This is a genomic window from Cellulomonas gelida, from assembly GCF_006538725.1.
Taxonomy (GTDB): Bacteria; Actinomycetota; Actinomycetes; order Actinomycetales; family Cellulomonadaceae; genus Cellulomonas; species Cellulomonas gelida.
In genome coordinates, this window is record NZ_BJLQ01000003.1 from 168,063 (window position 1) to 184,615 (window position 16,553).

Sequence of the window (16,553 nt, forward strand, 5' to 3'; positions counted from 1 at the left end):
GCTCGCCTCGCACACGGGAGGAACCCCAACGTGAAGATGCTACGGTTCGCGGCCCTCGGCGTGGCGGCGACGCTCGCGCTGACCGCCTGCAGCTCTGCCGACACGCCGTCGGACGACGCGACGACCGCCGGCGGAGACAAGACGCCTGAGGCCGCCGAGATCACGCTCTGGCTGGCCGGTGGCGACACCAACAAGGACCTGCGCCAGTACCTCAAGGACACGTTCGCCGCGGAGAACCCCGGGTCGACGCTGAACATCGAGGAGATCGCCTGGCCCGACCTGGTCACCAAGCTGACGACCTCGCTGCCCGACGAGGCGAACACGCCGGACGTCGTCGAGATCGGCAACACGCAGTCGCCGACCTTCACGACCGTGGGTGCGTTCCGTGACCTGACGCCGCTGTACGACGAGCTGGGCGGCGACAAGCTGCTGCAGTCGTTCGTCGACGTCGGCGCGGTCGACGGCAAGAACTACGCGCTGCCGTACTACTTCGGCTCGCGCTACATGTTCTACCGCAAGGACATCTGGACGGCCGCCGGCCTCGAGGTGCCCAAGACGCTCTCGGAGTTCTCGGAGTCGGTCGCCAAGCTCAAGACCGACACGCAGTCGGGCTTCGCGATGGGTGGCCAGGACTGGCGCAACGGCATCTCGTGGGTGTTCGCCAACGGCGGCGAGCTCGCGACGGTGGACGGCACCACCTGGACCTCGACGCTCTCGGACCCGAACACCATCAAGGGTCTCGAGCAGTGGCAGAAGGTCTACCAGGACGCGTCGAACCTGCCCTCGACCGAGCGGGACGTCGCGTACTGGGACTTCCTGAACGACGGCACCGACGGCACGCCGCCCTCGGCGGCGACGATCATGGCGCCGGGCTGGGCGCGCTGGTCGATCGGTGACATCACGAAGAACGACGCGGGCGAGGAGGTGCGCGACGGCATGGCGGACGACACGAAGTTCGACATCTTCGCCCTGCCGGGCACCGACGGCGGCATCGCGCCGGTCTTCGCCGGTGGCTCGAACATCGCCGTGTCGGCGAAGTCGAAGCACCCGGAGCTCGCGGAGAACCTGCTGCGGATCGTCTTCTCGAAGGAGTACCAGACGATGCTCGGCGGTGCGGGCCTCGGCCCGGGCAACTCCGACTACGTGTCCTCGCTGGGCGACGACAAGTTCGCGCAGACGATGATCGAGACGGCGGCCGCCTCCAAGCTCACCCCGGCCGCGCCGGGCTGGGCCGCGATCGAGGGCGCGTTCGTCTACGAGGAGCTGTTCCAGAAGATCGCCGACGGCGGCGACGTCGCCGCGCTGGCGAAGGAGTACGACGCCAAGCTGACGCCCATGCTCAACGGTGGCGCCGCGGGCTGACGCCCGATCGCGGGTGACCGGGCCGCGCAGGCCCGGTCACCCGCGGACCGACCAGCCGTCCGCGAGGGTGCACACCCCCCGCGCACCCTCGCGGACGGCAGCCCCGAGGCCACGCCTCGGCACACAGGAGATCACTCATGTCCCACGACGCTGCCCTCGGCGTGCCCGCGCACAGCGGCCACGCCGCCCCCGGTGGCCCGCCCGACGAGCCGCCCGCCCCGCGCCGGCGCCGCACCCCGGCCGCCCCCTACCTGCTCCTGGTCCCCGCGCTCGTCGCGCTGGTCGCCGGCCTCGCCTACCCGGTGGGCAAGCAGATCGTCATGTCGGTGCAGAAGTTCGGCCTCGAGCAGCAGTTCGGTCAGGCGCCGACGTTCGTCGGCCTGGACAACTTCGTGCGGGTCTTCACCGACGACGCCCTGTGGGCGGTCGTCGCCCGCTCGATCGCCTTCTGCCTCGTCAACGCGTTCCTCACGGTCGTGATCGGGTTCGCGTTCGCGCTCCTGATGCGCGCGGTCGCCACGCCCGTCCGCCTCATGCTGCAGGTGTGCCTGCTGCTCGCGTGGGCCATGCCGATGGTCGCGGGCGTGACGGTCTTCAAGTGGCTGTTCGACTACCGCACGGGCGTCGTGAACTGGCTGCTCGTGCAGCTCGGCTTCGACAGCTTCGCCGGGTACTCCTGGCTCTCGCAGCCGTTCACGTTCTTCCTGGTCGCGACGATCATCATCGTCTGGATGTCCGTGCCGTTCGTCGCGCTGTCGATGTACGCAGGGCTGACCGCCGTGCCCGAGGAGGTCCTCGAGGCCTCGCGCATCGACGGCGCCAACGGTCGCCAGCAGTTCTGGCACATCCTGATGCCGATGGTCCGCCCCGTGCTGTCGATCGTGCTGCTCCTGCAGATCATCTGGGACCTGCGCGTGTTCGCCCAGATCCGCCTCCTGCAGGACGCGGGCGCCCCGGTGTCCGAGACGAACCTGCTGGGCAACTTCATCTACGAGCTCGGCATGAGCCGCCAGGACTTCGGCGGCGCGGCCGCCGTCTCGATCTTCGTGCTGCTGCTCACCGTCGCGCTGAGCTGGCCGTACGTCCGCAGCCTCATGAAGGAGGACGCATGAGCGCCGTCGCGCCCGTCCGCACGCCGCACGTCAGGGCGAGTGCCGTCGCGGCCAAGAAGCACGCCCCCCGGGCGGGCCGCCGCCGGGTGCGCTCGTTCGCGCTCGGGACCCTGGGCGTCCTCGCCTCGCTGCTGTGGGTGTTCCCGGTCTACTGGATGGTCCTGTCGGCGTTCACGCCCGCGGCCTACCTGCGTGCGACGACCCCGCAGTTCCTTCCGCTGCACGCGACCGCGGTCAACTTCCGGCGCGTCCTGGAGGGCGGCAGCTTCACCGCGGCGCTGGGCATGAGCGTGGCGATCACCCTGCTCACGGTCGTGCTGGTGCTGGCCTTCGCGTTCCTCGGGGCGCTCGCGATCAGCCGGTGGAAGTTCCGTGGCCGCACGTCGTTCGTGCTCGCCGTGCTGTTCATCCAGATGCTGCCCGCCGAGGGCCTGTTCATCGCGCAGTACAAGATGCTCTCGGGCGCGCACCTGCTCGACTCGGTGATCGGCGTGACCGTCCTCTACACCGCGGCCATCATCCCGTTCACGATCTGGATGCTGCGCGGCTTCGTCGCGGGCGTCCCGGCCGAGCTCGAGGAGGCGGCCATGGTCGACGGGCTCTCGCGCACGCAGGCGTTCCTGCGCATCACGTTCCCGCTGCTCGCGCCGGGGCTCGTGGCCTCGGGCGTGTACGCGTTCCTGCAGGCGTGGAACGAGTTCACGATCGCGCTCGTCGCGCTGAACTCGAACCAGACTCTGCCGCTGTGGCTGCGCAACTTCCTGTCGGCGTCGGCGAATCGCGGCGTCGACTGGGGCCAGGTGATGGCCGCGTCCACGCTCATCGCGATCCCCGTCATCGTCTTCTTCCTGTTCGTGCAGGGCCGGATGACCTCCGGCCTCGTGTCCGGCGCGGTCAAGGGCTGACGCGCATGTCCCAGCACAGCACGCCCGCCCCCGGCCCGGCCGGGCGCGGCGGGACCCCCGGGCGCGATGCGGTCGGTGTCGACATCGGCGGCAGCAGCACGGTGACCATCCTGCTCGACGACCGCGGGCAGGTCGTCGCACGCGACGTCATGGTCACGCGCACGGGCGCCGAGCAGATCGCGTCCGACGTCGGGCACGCGGTGCGCCGCGTCCTGGCGACCGCGGGTGTCGACCCGGCCGACGTGGCCGGCATCGGTGTCGGGGTCCCCGGCGTGGTCGACCCGGAGAGCGGCACCGTCGCCAACGCGGTCAACCTCGGGATCGAGGGCAGCGCACCGCTCGCGGCGCTCGTCTCCCGCGCGCTCGACGGCCTGCCGGTCCGCCTCGAGAACGACCTCAACGCGGCCGTCCTCGGCACCGCGCAGCACCTCGCGCAGGCGGGTGAGGGCCCGGTCGACGACCTCGCGTTCATCGCGCTCGGCACTGGGCTCGCGGCCGGCCTCATGCTCGACGGGCGTCTGCGTCGCGGTCCTCACCGCGCCGCGGGCGAGATCGGTCACCTGCGGTACGTGCCCGACGGGCTGCCGTGCAAGTGCGGCCAGTCGGGCTGCCTCGAGCGGTACGCGTCCGGCTCGGCGCTCGACGCCGCGTGGCCGTCCCGCACGGGTCGTCCGGCGCCCGTCGAGGTGTTCGAGGCGGCGGCCGCGGGCGACGAGCACGCGGTGCGCGTCCGCGACGAGTTCCTGGCCGCGGTCGCCGGCGCCGTTCGTGTGCTCGTCCTGACGTGCGATGTCGGGCGGATCGTGATCGGGGGAGGGGTGAGCCAGCTCGGCGAGCCGCTGCTGCGGGGCCTCGTGACCGAGCTCGACCGCCAGGCCGCGTCGTCGCCGTTCCTCGCGGCGGCCCACCTGCCGAGCCGCGTGCGGCTCGCGCCGGCCGGCGTGCCGCTGGGTGCGGTCGGAGCCGCGCTCGTCGGACGAGGAGGCCACTGATGGAGGTCGTCATCGCCCCCGGGCCCACGCTGGCCCGGCTCGCGGCCGACGCGATCGAGCGGCTGCTGCGGGCGCGCCCGCAGACCGTGCTGGGGCTCGCGACGGGGTCGAGCCCGCTCGCGGTCTACGACGAGCTCGTGCGCCGCCACGACGAGGCCGGGCTGTCGTTCGCCCGGGCTCGAGCGTTCATGCTCGACGAGTACGTGGGCCTGCCCGCGGACCACCCGCAGCGGTACCGCAACGTCATCGAGTCGGAGATCGCCTCGCGCGTCGACCTCGCGCCGGGAGCGGTGCAGGGGCCGGACGGCAACGCCGAGGACCTGGTCGCGGCCTGCGCGGCGTTCGAGCAGGCGATCGCGGACGCGGGCGGCGTCGACCTGCAGCTGCTCGGGATCGGCACGGACGGGCACGTCGCGTTCAACGAGCCTGGCTCGTCGCTCGCGTCGCGCACGCGCATCAAGACGCTCACGCGCCAGACCCGCGAGGACAACGCGCGGTTCTTCGACGACGACGTGTCGCAGGTCCCCACGCACTGCCTCACGCAGGGGCTCGCGACCATCATGTCGGCGCGGCACCTCGTCCTGCTCGCACAGGGGCGCGGCAAGGCCGAGGCGGTGCACCAGCTCGTCGAGGGTCCCGTCTCCGCGATGTGGCCCGCGACCGTGCTCCAGCACCACCCGCACGTGACCGTGCTGGTCGACGACGCGGCGGCCAGCAGGCTGCAGCTCGCCGACTACTACCGCGAGACGTACGCGGCCAAGCCCGCGTGGCAAGGGCTCTGAGCGCGGTCCGGGTGGGCGTGCGCGCGTCGTCGCAGGTGGCGTCGCGGCCCACCCGGACTGTGGGCGGCGCGGGAGGAGTGTCCGACTCCCGACGTAGACTTCCCCGCATGAGCGAACCGCTGTCCTCGCCCGCCGGCCCCGACGACCCGTTCGGTCCGGACCAGGCGACGGGGACGAGCGTCCTCGAGCGCGCCGAGACGACCGAGCAGGTCGAGCCGGGCGACCACGAGCGCTTCGCGCACTACGTGCGCAAGGAGAAGATCACCGAGTCCGCGGTGACCGGCAGGCCGGTCGTGGCGCTCTGCGGCAAGGTCTGGGTGCCGGGCCGCGACCCGAACAAGTTCCCGGTCTGCCCGGTGTGCAAGGAGATCTACGAGGGGCTCCGGCCGCCGCAGGACGGCGAGGGTGGCTCCGACGGATCGTCGGGCGGCTCGGGCGGCGGACGCCGCTGGGGCTTCGGCCGCGGCTCGTCCGGACGTTGAGCGCCGCCTTCGAACCGTCCACCACCCACGCGTCGTCGTCCGCGGCATCACACCTGCCGCCGGCCTTCCCGTCGCGTGCGCCGTGGGGGACGGCCGGCAAGCTGCGCGCCTGGCAGGCCGAGGCGCTCGAGCTCTACCGCGCCCGCTCGCCGCGGGACTTCCTCGCGGTGGCGACCCCGGGTGCGGGCAAGACGACGTTCGCGCTGCGCATCGCGACCGAGCTCCTCGAGGCCCGCGTGGTGCGGCGCGTGACGGTCGTCGCGCCCACGGACCACCTCAAGCGCCAGTGGGCCGATGCCGCGGCACGCGTCGGGATCCGGCTCGACCCGGGCTTCAGCAACGCGCAGGGCCGCCACGGGCACGGCTTCGACGGCGTCGCGGTGACGTACGCGCAGGTCGCGAACAAGCCCGCGCTGCACGCGGCCCGCACGAGCGCCGCGCCCACCCTCGTGATCCTGGACGAGGTCCACCACGGAGGTGACGCGCTGTCCTGGGGCGACGGCGTGCGCGAGGCCTTCGAGGGCGCTACCCGGCGGCTCGCGCTGACCGGCACGCCCTTCCGATCGGACACCGCCGCGATCCCGTTCGTGCAGTACGAGCGCGACCAGCAGGGCATCCGGCGCTCGGTCGCGGACTACAGCTACGGCTACGGCGACGCGCTGCGCGACCACGTCGTGCGCCCCGTGATCTTCCTGTCCTACTCGGGCAGCATGCGCTGGCGCACCAAGACGGGCGACGAGATCAGCGCGCGCCTGGGCGAGGCGCTCACCAAGGACATGACCGCGCAGGCGTGGCGCACCGCGCTCGACCCGGGCGGTGAGTGGATCCCCGCGGTGCTCGCCGGCGCGGACCGGCGGCTGACCGAGGTGCGCCGCACGGTGCCGGACGCGGGCGCGATGATCATCGCGACCGACCAGACCGACGCGCGCGCGTACGCCGGGCACCTCGCACGGCTCACGGGGGAGTCGCCCACGGTCGTGCTGTCCGACGAACCGGGTGCGAGCGACCGGATCGACGAGTTCTCGCGTGGCGACTCGCGCTGGCTCGTCGCCGTCCGAATGGTCTCCGAGGGTGTCGACGTGCCGCGTCTCGCGGTGGGCGTCTACGCGACGAGCACCGCGACGCCGTTGTTCTTCGCGCAGGCGGTCGGCCGGTTCGTGCGTGCGCGCAAGCGCGGCGAGACGGCCTCGGTGTTCCTGCCGTCGGTGCCGCAGCTGCTCGCGCTGGCGAACGCGCTCGAGCTCGAGCGCGACCACGCGCTCGACCGGCCGAAGACCGCGGAGGAGGACGGCGCCGGGTTCAACCCCGAGGACGCGCTGCTCGCGGCGGCGAACGCCGAGCGCAACGGCCCCGACGCGGTCGGGTCGGACGGCATCCAGGGGTCGTTCGAGGCCCTCGAGGCGCAGGCGTCGTTCGACCGCGTGCTGTTCGACGGGGGCGAGTTCGGCACGGGCGCCGAGGTCGGTTCCGACGAGGAGCTCGACTTCCTCGGGCTGCCCGGGCTGCTCGACGCCGACCAGGTCTCGGCGCTCTTGCGGCAGCGCCAGGCCGACCAGCTCAAGGGTCGTCGCGCCCCGCGCGACCAGGCGGCCGAGCTCGAGGCGATGGACCACCGTCGCCAGGCCGAGCTGCGCAAGGAGCTCGCGCAGCTCGTGGGGGCGTGGTCCCGGCGCAGCGGGCAGCCGCACGGTGCGGTGCACACGGAGCTGCGGCGACGGTGCGGGGGCCCCGAGGTCGCACTCGCGGACCCGGGCCAGCTCGAGTCGCGCGTCGCGATGCTGCGGAGCTGGTTCGTCGGCAAGCGCTGATCGTCGGTGAGCGCTGATCGTCGGGAGCGCTGATCGTCGGCAGGGCCGATGGCGCCTCGGGGCAACCGCTCCACACTTCTCCGCGGCGCCCTCGACCACAATCCCCGTCTCACGATATGGACAGCCGATGAAGGGCGTCTTCCGTGAGAAGTCGCAGGTCACAGCCGTGGGAGCGCGTGCCATAGCAGGCCTGTCGGCGTGCGCAAGTCGTCAGTTCGGCGTGCCGAGGAGCGTCCACCGCGGGACTGTTGAGGTGCTTCGGGACCCGGAACACCGGATCCCGTCCCTCGCCGGCAGCAGTCCTGCCGGCCGACGAAAGGAGTACGCGATGCCCTCGTGGCTCATCCTCGTCATCATCGGCGTCGTCCTGGTCATCCTCGGCTTCAGCGGGGTCGGCACGTTCCTGCTGTGGATCGGCGTGGCCGTGCTCGTGATCAGCCTGATCCTGGCCCTCGCAGGGGGCCGCCGCCGCGTGTAGCGACGCGACACGTCGCCGGCACCCCCGTCCGGCGCACCTCAGACACGTCGAACGCCGACCGCTTGCGATGAGCGGGTCGGCGTTCGGCGTTCCCGGGCCCGCTGGACGGGCGGGAGCAGTCCGGGCCGGTCGGCTCAGGCGGGGAGTCGGCTCAGGCGGGCAGGTCGGCTCAGGCGGGGGGCAGCGCGAGGGTCACGGTCGGGAGGGCCGCCTCGTCGGCCGACAGCCGGCGCGCCCCCCGCGGGAGCGCCGCGCGGGACAGCCGGTGCCGCTCGGCCGCGGTCCGCACACCGTCTGCGCCGGTCCAACGGTCGTCGACGTGCCCGTCGACGACGAGCGGCACGTGCAGCGGCCGCAGCTCGCCCGGCCCGTCCGTCGCGGCGAACGCCTCCCGGGCGACGTCCCACGACGCGGAGACCGCGCGGACGCGGTCGTCGTCCCCGGCCACGAGCACCTCTTCGACGTCGCGCCCGTCGACCGAGCGCCGCGCGGCGGACTTGCGCCCCCCGACGCTGGTCTTGGCGGTCGACGCCTTCGCGACCGGCTGCATCACGCCGGTGGCGTCCTCGCGCGCGACGAGCTTGTAGACCATGCCGCACGTCGGAGCGCCCGAGCCGGTGACGACCGACGTGCCGACCCCGTACGAGTCGACGGGCGCGACGGCCAGGGCCGCGATGGCGTGCTCGTCGAGGTCGGAGGTCACGGTGATGCGCACCTCGTGCGCGCCTGCGGCGTCGAGCTGGGCGCGGACCTCGTGCGCCAGGACGCCGAGGTCGCCCGAGTCGAGGCGCACGGCGCCCAGGCCGGACCCGGCGACCTCGAGCGCGCGCGCGACCCCGGCCTTCACGTCGTAGGTGTCGACGAGCAGCGTGGTGCCGGGGCCGAGCGCGTCGACCTGGGAGGCGAACGCGGAGCGCTCGTCGTCGTGCAGCAGGGTGAACGCGTGCGCGGCCGTGCCGATCGTCGTGAGCCCGTACCGGCGGCCCGCCTCGAGGTTGGACGTCCCCGCGAACCCCGCGACGACCGCCGCGCGCGCCGCCGCGACGCCCGCCCACTCGTGCGCACGCCGTGAGCCCATCTCCAGGCAGGGACGGTCGAGCGCCGCGCTCGTCATGCGGGAGGCGGCCGAGGCGACGGCCGAGTCGTAGTTGAGGACGGACAGCACCAGCGTCTCGAGCAGCACGGCCTCCGCGAACGTCCCCTCGACGACGAGCAGGGGCGAGTGCGGGAAGAACACCTCGCCCTCCGCGTAGCCGACGACCGTGCCGCCGAACCGGTAGCCCGCGAGGTACTCCAGGGTCGCGTCGTCGACGACGCGCTCGCTCGCGAGCCACTCGAGCTCGGCCGCGCCGAACCGGAACTGCGCGAGCTCCTCGAGCACGCGGCCCGTGCCGGCGACCACGCCGTAGCGGCGCCCGTGCGGCAGCCGGCGCGTGAACACCTCGAACACGCAGCGACGGTCGGCCGTGCCGTCACGCAGCGCGGCCTGCAGCATCGTCAGCTCGTACCGGTCCGTGAGCAGCGCCGAGCTCGACAGCGTCGTCATGCGCACACGGTAGGCCGAAGCACGTCCGCCGCGCGCTGCCTAGAGTGGACTCGTGAGCTCCGCACCCCACCTCGACGAGGTCGTCGCGTCCGACGCCCAGGCGTCGTTGGACGCCCCGTGGGTGACGATCGTGTGGAACGACCCGGTCAACCTCATGACCTACGTGACCTACGTGTTCGAGACGTACTTCGGGCACCCGCGTCAGGTCGCCGAGCACCTCATGCGGCGCGTGCACACCGAGGGCCGGGCCGTCGTGTCGCGCGGCACGCTCGAGGCGATGGAGGTCGACGTGCAGGCGATGCACGGGTTCGGCCTGTGGGCGACCGTGCAGAGCAGCAGTCGGTGATGCGGGGGTTCGTCGCGCGCCAGCAGGAGTACGTCGCCCGGCTCGACGCCGACGAGCGCGCGGTGCTGGCGGGGATCGCCTCCGAGGTCGGCGTGCTGCTGGGTGCGACACCGTTCCGCAGGGCCGCGCGGGTGGCGCAGCAGACCGCACCCGACCCGCAGGTCGACGAGAGCGACGACGAGGACGACGAGCCAGGCGACGTGCTCGACGACGGCCCGCCGCTGTCGGCGCTGGGCTGGCCGTGGCAGCGCCCCGTCGAGCGGCCCACCGACTCGGCCGTGCGCCGGTTGCTGCCGGACGCGAGCGAGGACCCCGAGCAGGCCGCCGAGTTCCGCCGCCTGACCGACGCCGACCTGCGCGAGCGCAAGATCGCGGGCCTGCGCACGTGGTGGCAGGCGCTGCGCGCACCCGGGGGCCGGCACGGCGACGCGGTCGCGGTCACCGCCGCCGAGGCCCCGGCCGTCGCGGCCGCCATGACCGACGTCCGGCTCGTGCTCGCGGACCGCCTCGGTGTGCGCACCGACGAGGACGGCGAGCGGATCTACCAGGAGCTCACCGAGCCCGTGCCGCCCGGGTCGGGGGGCAGGGACAGCGAGGCGATCGCGGTGCGCCGCGCGTTCGTCGGGGTCTACGCGATGCTCTCCGAGCTCCAGGAGACGCTCGTGGGCGCGATGCTCGAGCAGTCCCGTGCGCGTCGGACGTCACAGGGTGGCGCGGACGGCCCGCGCGGCACCGGCGGTTAGGCTCATCCGCGTGAACGACGCGCCCATCGGGATCTTCGACTCCGGCGTCGGGGGCCTGACGGTCGCGCGAGCGATCCTCGACCAGCTCCCGAACGAGTCGACGCTCTACATCGGCGACACCCTGAACACGCCGTACGGCACCAAGCCGCTCGCCGCGGTGCGGGCGTTCGCGCTCGAGGTCATGGACGACCTCGTCGACGCGGGGGTCAAGGCCCTGGTCATCGCGTGCAACACGGCGTCGGCCGCGATGCTGCGCGACGCGCGCGAGCGCTACACGCTGCGGCGCGGCATCCCCGTGGTCGAGGTGATCCTGCCCGCGGCCCGTCGCGCGGTCGCCGCCACGCGCACCGGCAAGATCGGCGTGATCGCCACCCGCGCCACGGTCGAGTCGCTCGCGTACGACGACGCGTTCGCGGTCGCGCCGGGCGTCTCGCTGGTCACGCAGGCGTGCCCCCGGTTCGTGCAGCTGGTCGAGGCGGGCGTCACGTCAGGCCCCGAGGTGCTCGCCGTCGCGCACGAGTACCTCGACCCGGTCCGTGCCGCGGGCGTCGACACGCTCGTGCTGGGCTGCACCCACTACCCGCTGCTGACCGGCGCGATCTCCTACGTCATGGGCGACGAGGTCACGCTCGTCTCGAGCGCCGAGGAGACCGCCAAGGACGTGTACCGCACGCTCGTGGCGCACGGCCTGGAGCGCACGGCCGACGAGGGGCCGCCGCAGCACCGGTTCCTCGCGACCGGCGACCCCGACTCGTTCCGCATCCTCGCGCGCCGGTTCCTCGGCCCCGAGGTCGACTCGGTCGAGCGCCTCGGAGCACTGCGATGAGCGCGGCTGAGACGGGGGAGCTGCGGTGAGGCTCGTCGTCCTCGGGTGCGCCGGGTCGTACCCGTCGGTGGCCGCCGCCGCCTCGTCGTACCTGGTCCAGGCGGACGACGCCCACGGCCGCACCTGGAACGTGCTGCTGGACCTGGGCAACGGCGCGCTGAGCCCGCTGCAGCGCTACGGCGACCCGACGACCCTGGACGCGATCGCGGTGTCGCACCTGCACTCCGACCACGTCGCCGACCTCGTCGTGCTCAACGTCCTGCGCCGCTACCGCCCCGACGGCCCCCTCCCGGCGATCGACGTGTGGGGTCCGGACGGGACCGCGGAGCGACTCGCGGAGATGGCGGGCAAGGACCCCGCGACCGGGCTCGACGGGCAGTTCCGATTTCGCACGTGGGACCCGGCGGCGCCCGTCGTCGTCGGGCCGCTGACGCTCACGCCCGTGCCCGTGGAGCACCCGGTGCCCGCGTTCGGCGTGCTCGTGACCGGACCCGCCGAGGGCGAACCGACGCGCGCCGTGACGCTCGGGTACACGGGCGACACCGACGAGTGCGCCGGGCTGGACGTCCTCGCGGCCACCGACCTCCTGCTGTGCGAGGCGGGCTTCCGGGACGAGCTCGACGACGACCTGCGTGGCATCCACCTGACCGGCGCGCGCGCGGGCCGCGCGGCGCACCGGGCGGGCGCCGGACGCCTGGTCCTGACGCACCTGACGGCCTGGGAGGACCCGAGCGACGTGGTGGCGCACGCGGCCTCGTCGTACGCGGGCCCGATCGACGTCGCCACTCCCGGGGCGACCTTCCGCCTGTAGGTCCCGCGGACGGCTCGGGCGGTCGAGGTCGTTAGGCTCGGGGCATGTCTGCTTCTCCCGTGACCTCTGCGCGCCCGGACGGCCGTACCCCCGACGAGCTGCGCCCCGTGACGATCACGCGGCGGTTCCTGTCCGCGGGCGAGGGCTCGGTCCTCGTCGAGTTCGGCGGGACCAAGGTGCTCTGCGTCGCGTCGTTCACCGAGGGCGTGCCGCGCTGGCGCAAGGGGTCGGGTCAGGGCTGGGTGACCGCCGAGTACTCGATGCTGCCGCGCGCGACCGACAGCCGCTCGGACCGCGAGTCGGTCCGCGGCAAGATCGGCGGCCGCACGCACGAGATCTCGCGGCTGATCGGCCGCTCGCTGCGCGCGGTCATCGACGTCGGCGCGCTCGGCGAGAACACGATCGTGCTCGACTGCGACGTGCTGCAGGCCGACGGCGGCACGCGCACCGCGTCGATCACGGGTGCGTACGTGGCGCTCGCCGACGCGGTCGCGTGGGCCAAGGAGCGGGGGATCATCGCGCGGGGCCGCACGGTGCTGCGCGACTCCGTCTCGGCGGTGAGCGTGGGCATCGTCGACGGCGTCCCGGTGCTCGACCTGCCGTACGTCGAGGACGTGCGCGCGGACACCGACATGAACGTCGTGGTCACCGGGTCGGGCGCGTTCGTCGAGGTCCAGGGCACGGCTGAGCACGCGCCGTTCGTGCGTTCCGAGCTCGACGCGCTGCTCGACCTGGCGCTCGCCGGGACGTCGCGGCTGGCCGCGCTGCAGGCCGCCGCGCTCGCGCAGCCGGCGTCCGACGGGTCCGCGACCCGTGCGGCCGAGCCGGAGGCCGCGCAGGGGTCGGGCTCAGCCGGCGCGACGACCGCGGCGCAGGCGTGAGCGTGCCCGCAGGCGCCCGGCTGGTGCTGGCGACCCACAACGCCCACAAGCTGGGTGAGCTGCGCGCGATCCTCGCGCCCGTGCTGCCGGGTCTGCCGCCCGAGGCGGTCGTCGGCGCACGGGACGTGGGCGCGCCCGAGCCGGTCGAGGACGGCGTGACGTTCGCGCAGAACGCGCTGCTCAAGGCGCGCGCGCTCGCGGCGTTCACGGGTCTGCCCGCCGTGGCCGACGACTCCGGCCTGGCGGTCGACGTGCTCGGCGGCGCGCCGGGGATCTTCTCGGCGCGCTGGGCCGGTCGGCACGGCGACGACGCGGCGAACCTCGCGCTCCTGCTCGCGCAGCTGTCCGACATCGCCGACCCGCACCGCGGCGCGCGGTTCGTGTGCGCGGCCGCGCTCGTCACGCCCGACGGGTTCGAGCACGTCGAGACCGGCGCGCTCGTCGGCACCCTCGCGCACGCGCCGCGCGGCACGGGCGGGTTCGGGTACGACCCGGCGCTCGTGCCGCTCGGCGAGACCCGCACGTGCGCCGAGCTCAGCCCGACGGAGAAGAACGCGATCAGCCACCGCGGGCAGGCGTTCCGCGCGCTCGCGCCCGTCGTCGCCCGCGTGCTCACGGGCGGCCCGACGCACGACCCGGTGGCTGATGCCGCCCGGTGACCCCGCTCGTGGCGGCGTGCAGCTCGTCGCGGACGCCGTCTCGTTCGGGTACCCCGGACGCCCGGTGCTGGACCGGCTCGACCTGACGGTGTCCGCGGGCGAGCGCGTGGGCCTCGTGGGCGAGAACGGCGCGGGCAAGACGACGCTGCTCCGCGTGCTGGCCGGCGACCTCGTCCCGTCGTCGGGCACGGTGCGCCGGACCGGCACGCTCGCCGTGGTCGACCAGGAGCTCGTCGTGACGCCCGGCGACACGGTGGGCACGCTCGTCGCGGCGACGGGCGCCACCGTGCGCGCGGTCGCGGCCGAGCTCGAGGCCACCATCGCCGCGTTCGACCACGAGGACGGTGACCTCGCCGCGCTCACGGCCGCGATGACCCGGTACGAGCAGCTGGCCGCGTGGGACGCCGACCGGCGCGTCGACGAGGCGCTCACGCGGTTCGGGGCGCCGCGCGACCCGGACCGCCGCCTGGACACGCTGAGCGTCGGCGAGCGTTACCGCGTGCGACTCGCGTGCCGGATCGGCGAGCGCGCCGACGTGCTGCTGCTCGACGAGCCGACGAACCACCTCGACGCCGCCGGGATCGACTACCTGACCGGGCTGCTGCGCGAGTGGGCCGGCGCGGTCGTGATCGTCACGCACGACCGCCAGCTCCTCGACGACGTGATGACCGCGATCCTCGACCTGGACCCCGCGATGGACGGCCGTCCTGCGCTCTACGGCGCGACGCGGTACGCGGACTACCGGTTCGCCAAGGACCAGATGCTGCGGCGGTGGCGCGCGCGGTACCGGCAGGAGCGCAAGCGCGCGGTGCAGCTCGCGCAGCGGCTCGACGCGTCCTACGAGGGCCTGTCCGACGAGTGGCGCCCGCCCAAGGGGTCGAACAAGCACCGGCGTGCCACGGGCGCACGCATCCACGTCAAGGCGGCCGACCGGCTGGTCCAGAAGCTCGAGGCGCAGGCGGTGGCCGTGCCCGTCCCGCCTCCGTCGTTGGTCTTCCCGGACCTGCCGAGCCTGCCGCGCCGGGCCTCGACCGGTGCGGACCCGGACCGGCCGCTCGACCCCGACGCCGACCGTCAGGCCTCGCACGGCGGCCCCCTGCTCGAGCTCCGCGCGCCGCGCGTCGTCGGGCCGCACGGGCCCCGGCTCGACCTGCCCGGGCGGCGGCTCGAGGTCGCCCCGGCCTCGCGCCTGCTCGTCGTCGGGCCGAACGGGTCCGGCAAGTCCACGCTGCTCGCCGCACTCGCCGGACGCACCGAGCTCGACCGCGGCACGCGGGCGCTCGCACCGGGCGTGCGGCTCGGGGTGCTCGCGCAGGAGGGACCCACCGAGCACGCCGACGTCGAGGGCGCGCCCACGGGCGGCCCGACCGCGTTCGACGCCTACGCGCGGCACGCGCTCGACCTGCTGGACGGCGGGCTGCTCGACCCGGACCAGCTCGTCCCCGTCGCGGCGCTCGGCCTGCTGACCGAGGAGGACCTCGAGCGGCCGGTGCGCGAGCTCTCGGTCGGTCAGCGCAGGCGGTTCGACCTCGCGTGCGCGCTGCTCGCTGCGCCGCACGTGCTGATCCTCGACGAGCCGACCAACCACCTGTCGGTCGGGCTGGTCGACGAGCTCACGAGGGCGCTGCGCGCGACGTCCGCCGCGGTCGTCGTCGCGACGCACGACCGGCGCATGCGCGCCGACCTCGCGGACTGGCCGGTGCTCGACCTGTCCTGAGCCCGGCGGTGTCAGCCCAGGCGACCCACGTGCGCCATCGCCTGACGCAGCAGCACGCCCTGCCCGCCGGTCATCTCGACCTGGACCTGCTCGGCGCACGCCTCCTCGGGCGTGAGCCAGGCGAGGTCGATCGCGTCCTGCTGCGGGCGGCAGTCACCCAGCACGGGCACGACGTACGCGAGCGACACCGCATGCTGGCGCGGGTCGTGGTACGAGGTGATGCCGGGCGTCGGGAAGTACTCCGCGACCGTGAACGGCTGCGGCGCGGCGGGGATCTGGGGGAGCGCGACCGGCCCGAGGTCCTTCTCGATGTGCCGCACGAGCGCGTCGCGCACCCGCTCGTGGTACATCACGCGCCCCGAGACCAGGGCGCGCGACATCACGCCCTCACGCGTCACGCGCAGCAGCAGCCCGACCGCGACCACGTCGCCCGAGTCGTCGACGCGCACGGGGATCGCGTCGACGTACACCAGCGGCATCAGGCCGCGGATACGGGCGATCTCCTCGGAGGGCAGCCACCCCGCGGGGCGCTCGGGGGTCGGGGGGTAGTCGGCCGTCTCGGTCACCGTGCCGTTCTACCTCGTCGCGCCGCCACGCCGCCACAGGCGCGCAGGCGGTGTCCGAACCTCATGGGCCCGCCACGGGCGCGTCCGCCCCGGTGGCGGGAATAGTCCGGCCCGGTGGACGCTTGCACGAGGCGCACCCGAGATTCCAAGGAGGGCCGGATGGCCACCACCACACTGACCGCCGAGACGATCGGTCAGACCATCAGCGAGAACGAGATCGTGCTCGTCGACTTCTGGGCCGAGTGGTGCGGGCCGTGCAAGCGGTTCGGACCCGTCTTCGAGGCCTCGTCGGACACCCACCCCGACGTGGTCCACGCCAAGGTCGACACGGAGGCTGAGCAGCAGCTCGCCGCCGAGCTCCAGATCTTCTCGATCCCGACGCTCATGGCGTTCCGGGACGGGATCCTCGTGTTCAACCAGGCCGGCGCGCTGCCGGGCCCGGCGCTCGAGCAGGTCGTCCAGGCCGTCAAGGACCTGGACATGGACGAGGTCCGCGCGAAGATCGCCGCGACGTCCGACGGCCAGGCCTGATCGCCC

The 16,553-nt window shown here is 73.8% G+C and carries 18 protein-coding genes; 16 read left to right on the forward strand and 2 right to left on the reverse strand.

What is annotated here, in order from left to right:
- Window positions 1–36: 36 nt before the first annotated feature.
- The 8 genes from CGE01nite_RS02185 (at window position 37) to CGE01nite_RS02220 (ending at window position 7,921) form a co-directional block, all read left to right on the forward strand.
- Window positions 37–1,362 carry an extracellular solute-binding protein gene (locus CGE01nite_RS02185; RefSeq protein ID WP_048342609.1) on the forward strand — a complete coding sequence of 442 codons (1,326 nt, stop codon included), beginning with the start codon at window positions 37–39 and terminating at the stop codon, window positions 1,360–1,362.
- 137 nt (window positions 1,363–1,499) lie between these two features.
- Window positions 1,500–2,474 (forward strand): carbohydrate ABC transporter permease, encoded by a 975-nt coding sequence (locus CGE01nite_RS02190; protein WP_141368704.1) that lies wholly within the window; start codon window positions 1,500–1,502, stop codon window positions 2,472–2,474.
- Window positions 2,471–3,379 (forward strand): carbohydrate ABC transporter permease, encoded by a 909-nt coding sequence (locus tag CGE01nite_RS02195; protein ID WP_048342589.1) that lies wholly within the window; start codon window positions 2,471–2,473, stop codon window positions 3,377–3,379. The genes CGE01nite_RS02190 and CGE01nite_RS02195 overlap by 4 nt, the downstream gene beginning before the upstream one ends.
- Before the next feature lie 5 nt (window positions 3,380–3,384).
- Window positions 3,385–4,371 (forward strand): ROK family protein, encoded by a 987-nt coding sequence (locus tag CGE01nite_RS02200; RefSeq protein WP_141368706.1) that lies wholly within the window; start codon window positions 3,385–3,387, stop codon window positions 4,369–4,371.
- Entirely contained in the window at window positions 4,371–5,153 is a 783-nt protein-coding gene (gene nagB / locus CGE01nite_RS02205) for a glucosamine-6-phosphate deaminase (RefSeq protein ID WP_048342590.1), read from the forward strand. The genes CGE01nite_RS02200 and nagB overlap by 1 nt, the downstream gene beginning before the upstream one ends.
- 107 nt (window positions 5,154–5,260) lie before the next feature.
- Window positions 5,261–5,635 carry a DUF3039 domain-containing protein gene (locus CGE01nite_RS02210; RefSeq protein ID WP_048342591.1) on the forward strand — a complete coding sequence of 125 codons (375 nt, stop codon included), beginning with the start codon at window positions 5,261–5,263 and terminating at the stop codon, window positions 5,633–5,635.
- Entirely contained in the window at window positions 5,632–7,443 is a 1,812-nt protein-coding gene (locus CGE01nite_RS02215) for a DEAD/DEAH box helicase (protein ID WP_141368708.1), read from the forward strand. Before CGE01nite_RS02210 ends, CGE01nite_RS02215 begins: the two co-directional genes overlap by 4 nt.
- A 328-nt stretch (window positions 7,444–7,771) precedes the next feature.
- Entirely contained in the window at window positions 7,772–7,921 is a 150-nt protein-coding gene (locus CGE01nite_RS02220) for a DUF4175 domain-containing protein (protein ID WP_141368710.1), read from the forward strand.
- Window positions 7,922–8,090: 169 nt separating this feature from the next.
- Here the strand turns inward: CGE01nite_RS02220 and CGE01nite_RS02225 are convergent, their stop codons facing one another.
- Complete coding sequence (locus CGE01nite_RS02225; RefSeq protein WP_048342592.1) at window positions 8,091–9,467, reverse strand: nicotinate phosphoribosyltransferase; 1,377 nt, start codon at window positions 9,465–9,467, stop codon at window positions 8,091–8,093.
- Window positions 9,468–9,519: 52 nt separating this feature from the next.
- On the opposite strand from CGE01nite_RS02225, the gene clpS reads away from it, so the two are divergent.
- The 7 genes from clpS to CGE01nite_RS02260 are packed head-to-tail and all read left to right on the forward strand — an operon-like array spanning window position 9,520 to window position 15,450.
- Window positions 9,520–9,813: an ATP-dependent Clp protease adapter ClpS gene (gene clpS / locus CGE01nite_RS02230; RefSeq protein WP_048342593.1), complete on the forward strand. Its 294-nt coding sequence runs from the start codon at window positions 9,520–9,522 to the stop codon at window positions 9,811–9,813.
- Window positions 9,783–10,556, forward strand: coding sequence for a DUF2017 family protein (locus CGE01nite_RS02235; RefSeq protein WP_053071604.1), 774 nt, complete (start codon window positions 9,783–9,785; stop codon window positions 10,554–10,556). The genes clpS and CGE01nite_RS02235 overlap by 31 nt, the downstream gene beginning before the upstream one ends.
- Before the next feature lie 10 nt (window positions 10,557–10,566).
- Window positions 10,567–11,382 carry a glutamate racemase gene (gene murI / locus CGE01nite_RS02240; RefSeq protein WP_048342594.1) on the forward strand — a complete coding sequence of 272 codons (816 nt, stop codon included), beginning with the start codon at window positions 10,567–10,569 and terminating at the stop codon, window positions 11,380–11,382.
- A 25-nt stretch (window positions 11,383–11,407) separates the two neighbouring features.
- The gene (locus tag CGE01nite_RS02245; protein ID WP_141368712.1) at window positions 11,408–12,193 is read left to right on the forward strand and encodes an MBL fold metallo-hydrolase; all 786 of its coding nucleotides are present in this window, start codon (window positions 11,408–11,410) and stop codon (window positions 12,191–12,193) included.
- Window positions 12,194–12,237: 44 nt separating this feature from the next.
- Complete coding sequence (gene rph, locus CGE01nite_RS02250) at window positions 12,238–13,074, forward strand: ribonuclease PH (RefSeq protein WP_048342596.1); 837 nt, start codon at window positions 12,238–12,240, stop codon at window positions 13,072–13,074.
- Window positions 13,071–13,733 carry an RdgB/HAM1 family non-canonical purine NTP pyrophosphatase gene (rdgB, locus tag CGE01nite_RS02255; protein ID WP_048342597.1) on the forward strand — a complete coding sequence of 221 codons (663 nt, stop codon included), beginning with the start codon at window positions 13,071–13,073 and terminating at the stop codon, window positions 13,731–13,733. The genes rph and rdgB overlap by 4 nt, the downstream gene beginning before the upstream one ends.
- The gene (locus CGE01nite_RS02260; protein ID WP_141368714.1) at window positions 13,720–15,450 is read left to right on the forward strand and encodes an ABC-F family ATP-binding cassette domain-containing protein; all 1,731 of its coding nucleotides are present in this window, start codon (window positions 13,720–13,722) and stop codon (window positions 15,448–15,450) included. Before rdgB ends, CGE01nite_RS02260 begins: the two co-directional genes overlap by 14 nt.
- 11 nt (window positions 15,451–15,461) lie before the next feature.
- On the opposite strand, the gene CGE01nite_RS02265 is transcribed toward CGE01nite_RS02260, so the two are convergent.
- Complete coding sequence (locus CGE01nite_RS02265) at window positions 15,462–16,016, reverse strand: NUDIX hydrolase family protein (RefSeq protein WP_048342599.1); 555 nt, start codon at window positions 16,014–16,016, stop codon at window positions 15,462–15,464.
- A gap of 159 nt (window positions 16,017–16,175) precedes the next feature.
- Between CGE01nite_RS02265 and trxA the strand changes: the two genes are divergently transcribed.
- Window positions 16,176–16,547, forward strand: a complete 372-nt coding sequence (gene trxA / locus CGE01nite_RS02270; protein WP_048342600.1) for a thioredoxin — start codon at window positions 16,176–16,178, stop codon at window positions 16,545–16,547.
- Window positions 16,548–16,553: the final 6 nt, after the last annotated feature.

Bases quoted from the DNA above. Each gene is read 5' to 3' on its own strand.
- CGE01nite_RS02185 (WP_048342609.1), top strand. From the start codon at position 37: ATGCTACGGTTCGCGGCCCTCGGCGTGGCGGCGACGCTCGCGCTGACC.
- CGE01nite_RS02190 (WP_141368704.1), top strand. From the start codon at position 1,500: ATGTCCCACGACGCTGCCCTCGGCGTGCCCGCGCACAGCGGCCACGCC.
- CGE01nite_RS02195 (WP_048342589.1), top strand. From the start codon at position 2,471: ATGAGCGCCGTCGCGCCCGTCCGCACGCCGCACGTCAGGGCGAGTGCC.
- CGE01nite_RS02200 (WP_141368706.1), top strand. From the start codon at position 3,385: ATGTCCCAGCACAGCACGCCCGCCCCCGGCCCGGCCGGGCGCGGCGGG.
- nagB (WP_048342590.1), top strand. From the start codon at position 4,371: ATGGAGGTCGTCATCGCCCCCGGGCCCACGCTGGCCCGGCTCGCGGCC.
- CGE01nite_RS02210 (WP_048342591.1), top strand. From the start codon at position 5,261: ATGAGCGAACCGCTGTCCTCGCCCGCCGGCCCCGACGACCCGTTCGGT.
- CGE01nite_RS02220 (WP_141368710.1), top strand. From the start codon at position 7,772: ATGCCCTCGTGGCTCATCCTCGTCATCATCGGCGTCGTCCTGGTCATC.
- CGE01nite_RS02225 (WP_048342592.1), bottom strand. From the start codon at position 9,467: ATGACGACGCTGTCGAGCTCGGCGCTGCTCACGGACCGGTACGAGCTG.
- rph (WP_048342596.1), top strand. From the start codon at position 12,238: ATGTCTGCTTCTCCCGTGACCTCTGCGCGCCCGGACGGCCGTACCCCC.
- CGE01nite_RS02260 (WP_141368714.1), top strand. From the start codon at position 13,720: ATGCCGCCCGGTGACCCCGCTCGTGGCGGCGTGCAGCTCGTCGCGGAC.
- trxA (WP_048342600.1), top strand. From the start codon at position 16,176: ATGGCCACCACCACACTGACCGCCGAGACGATCGGTCAGACCATCAGC.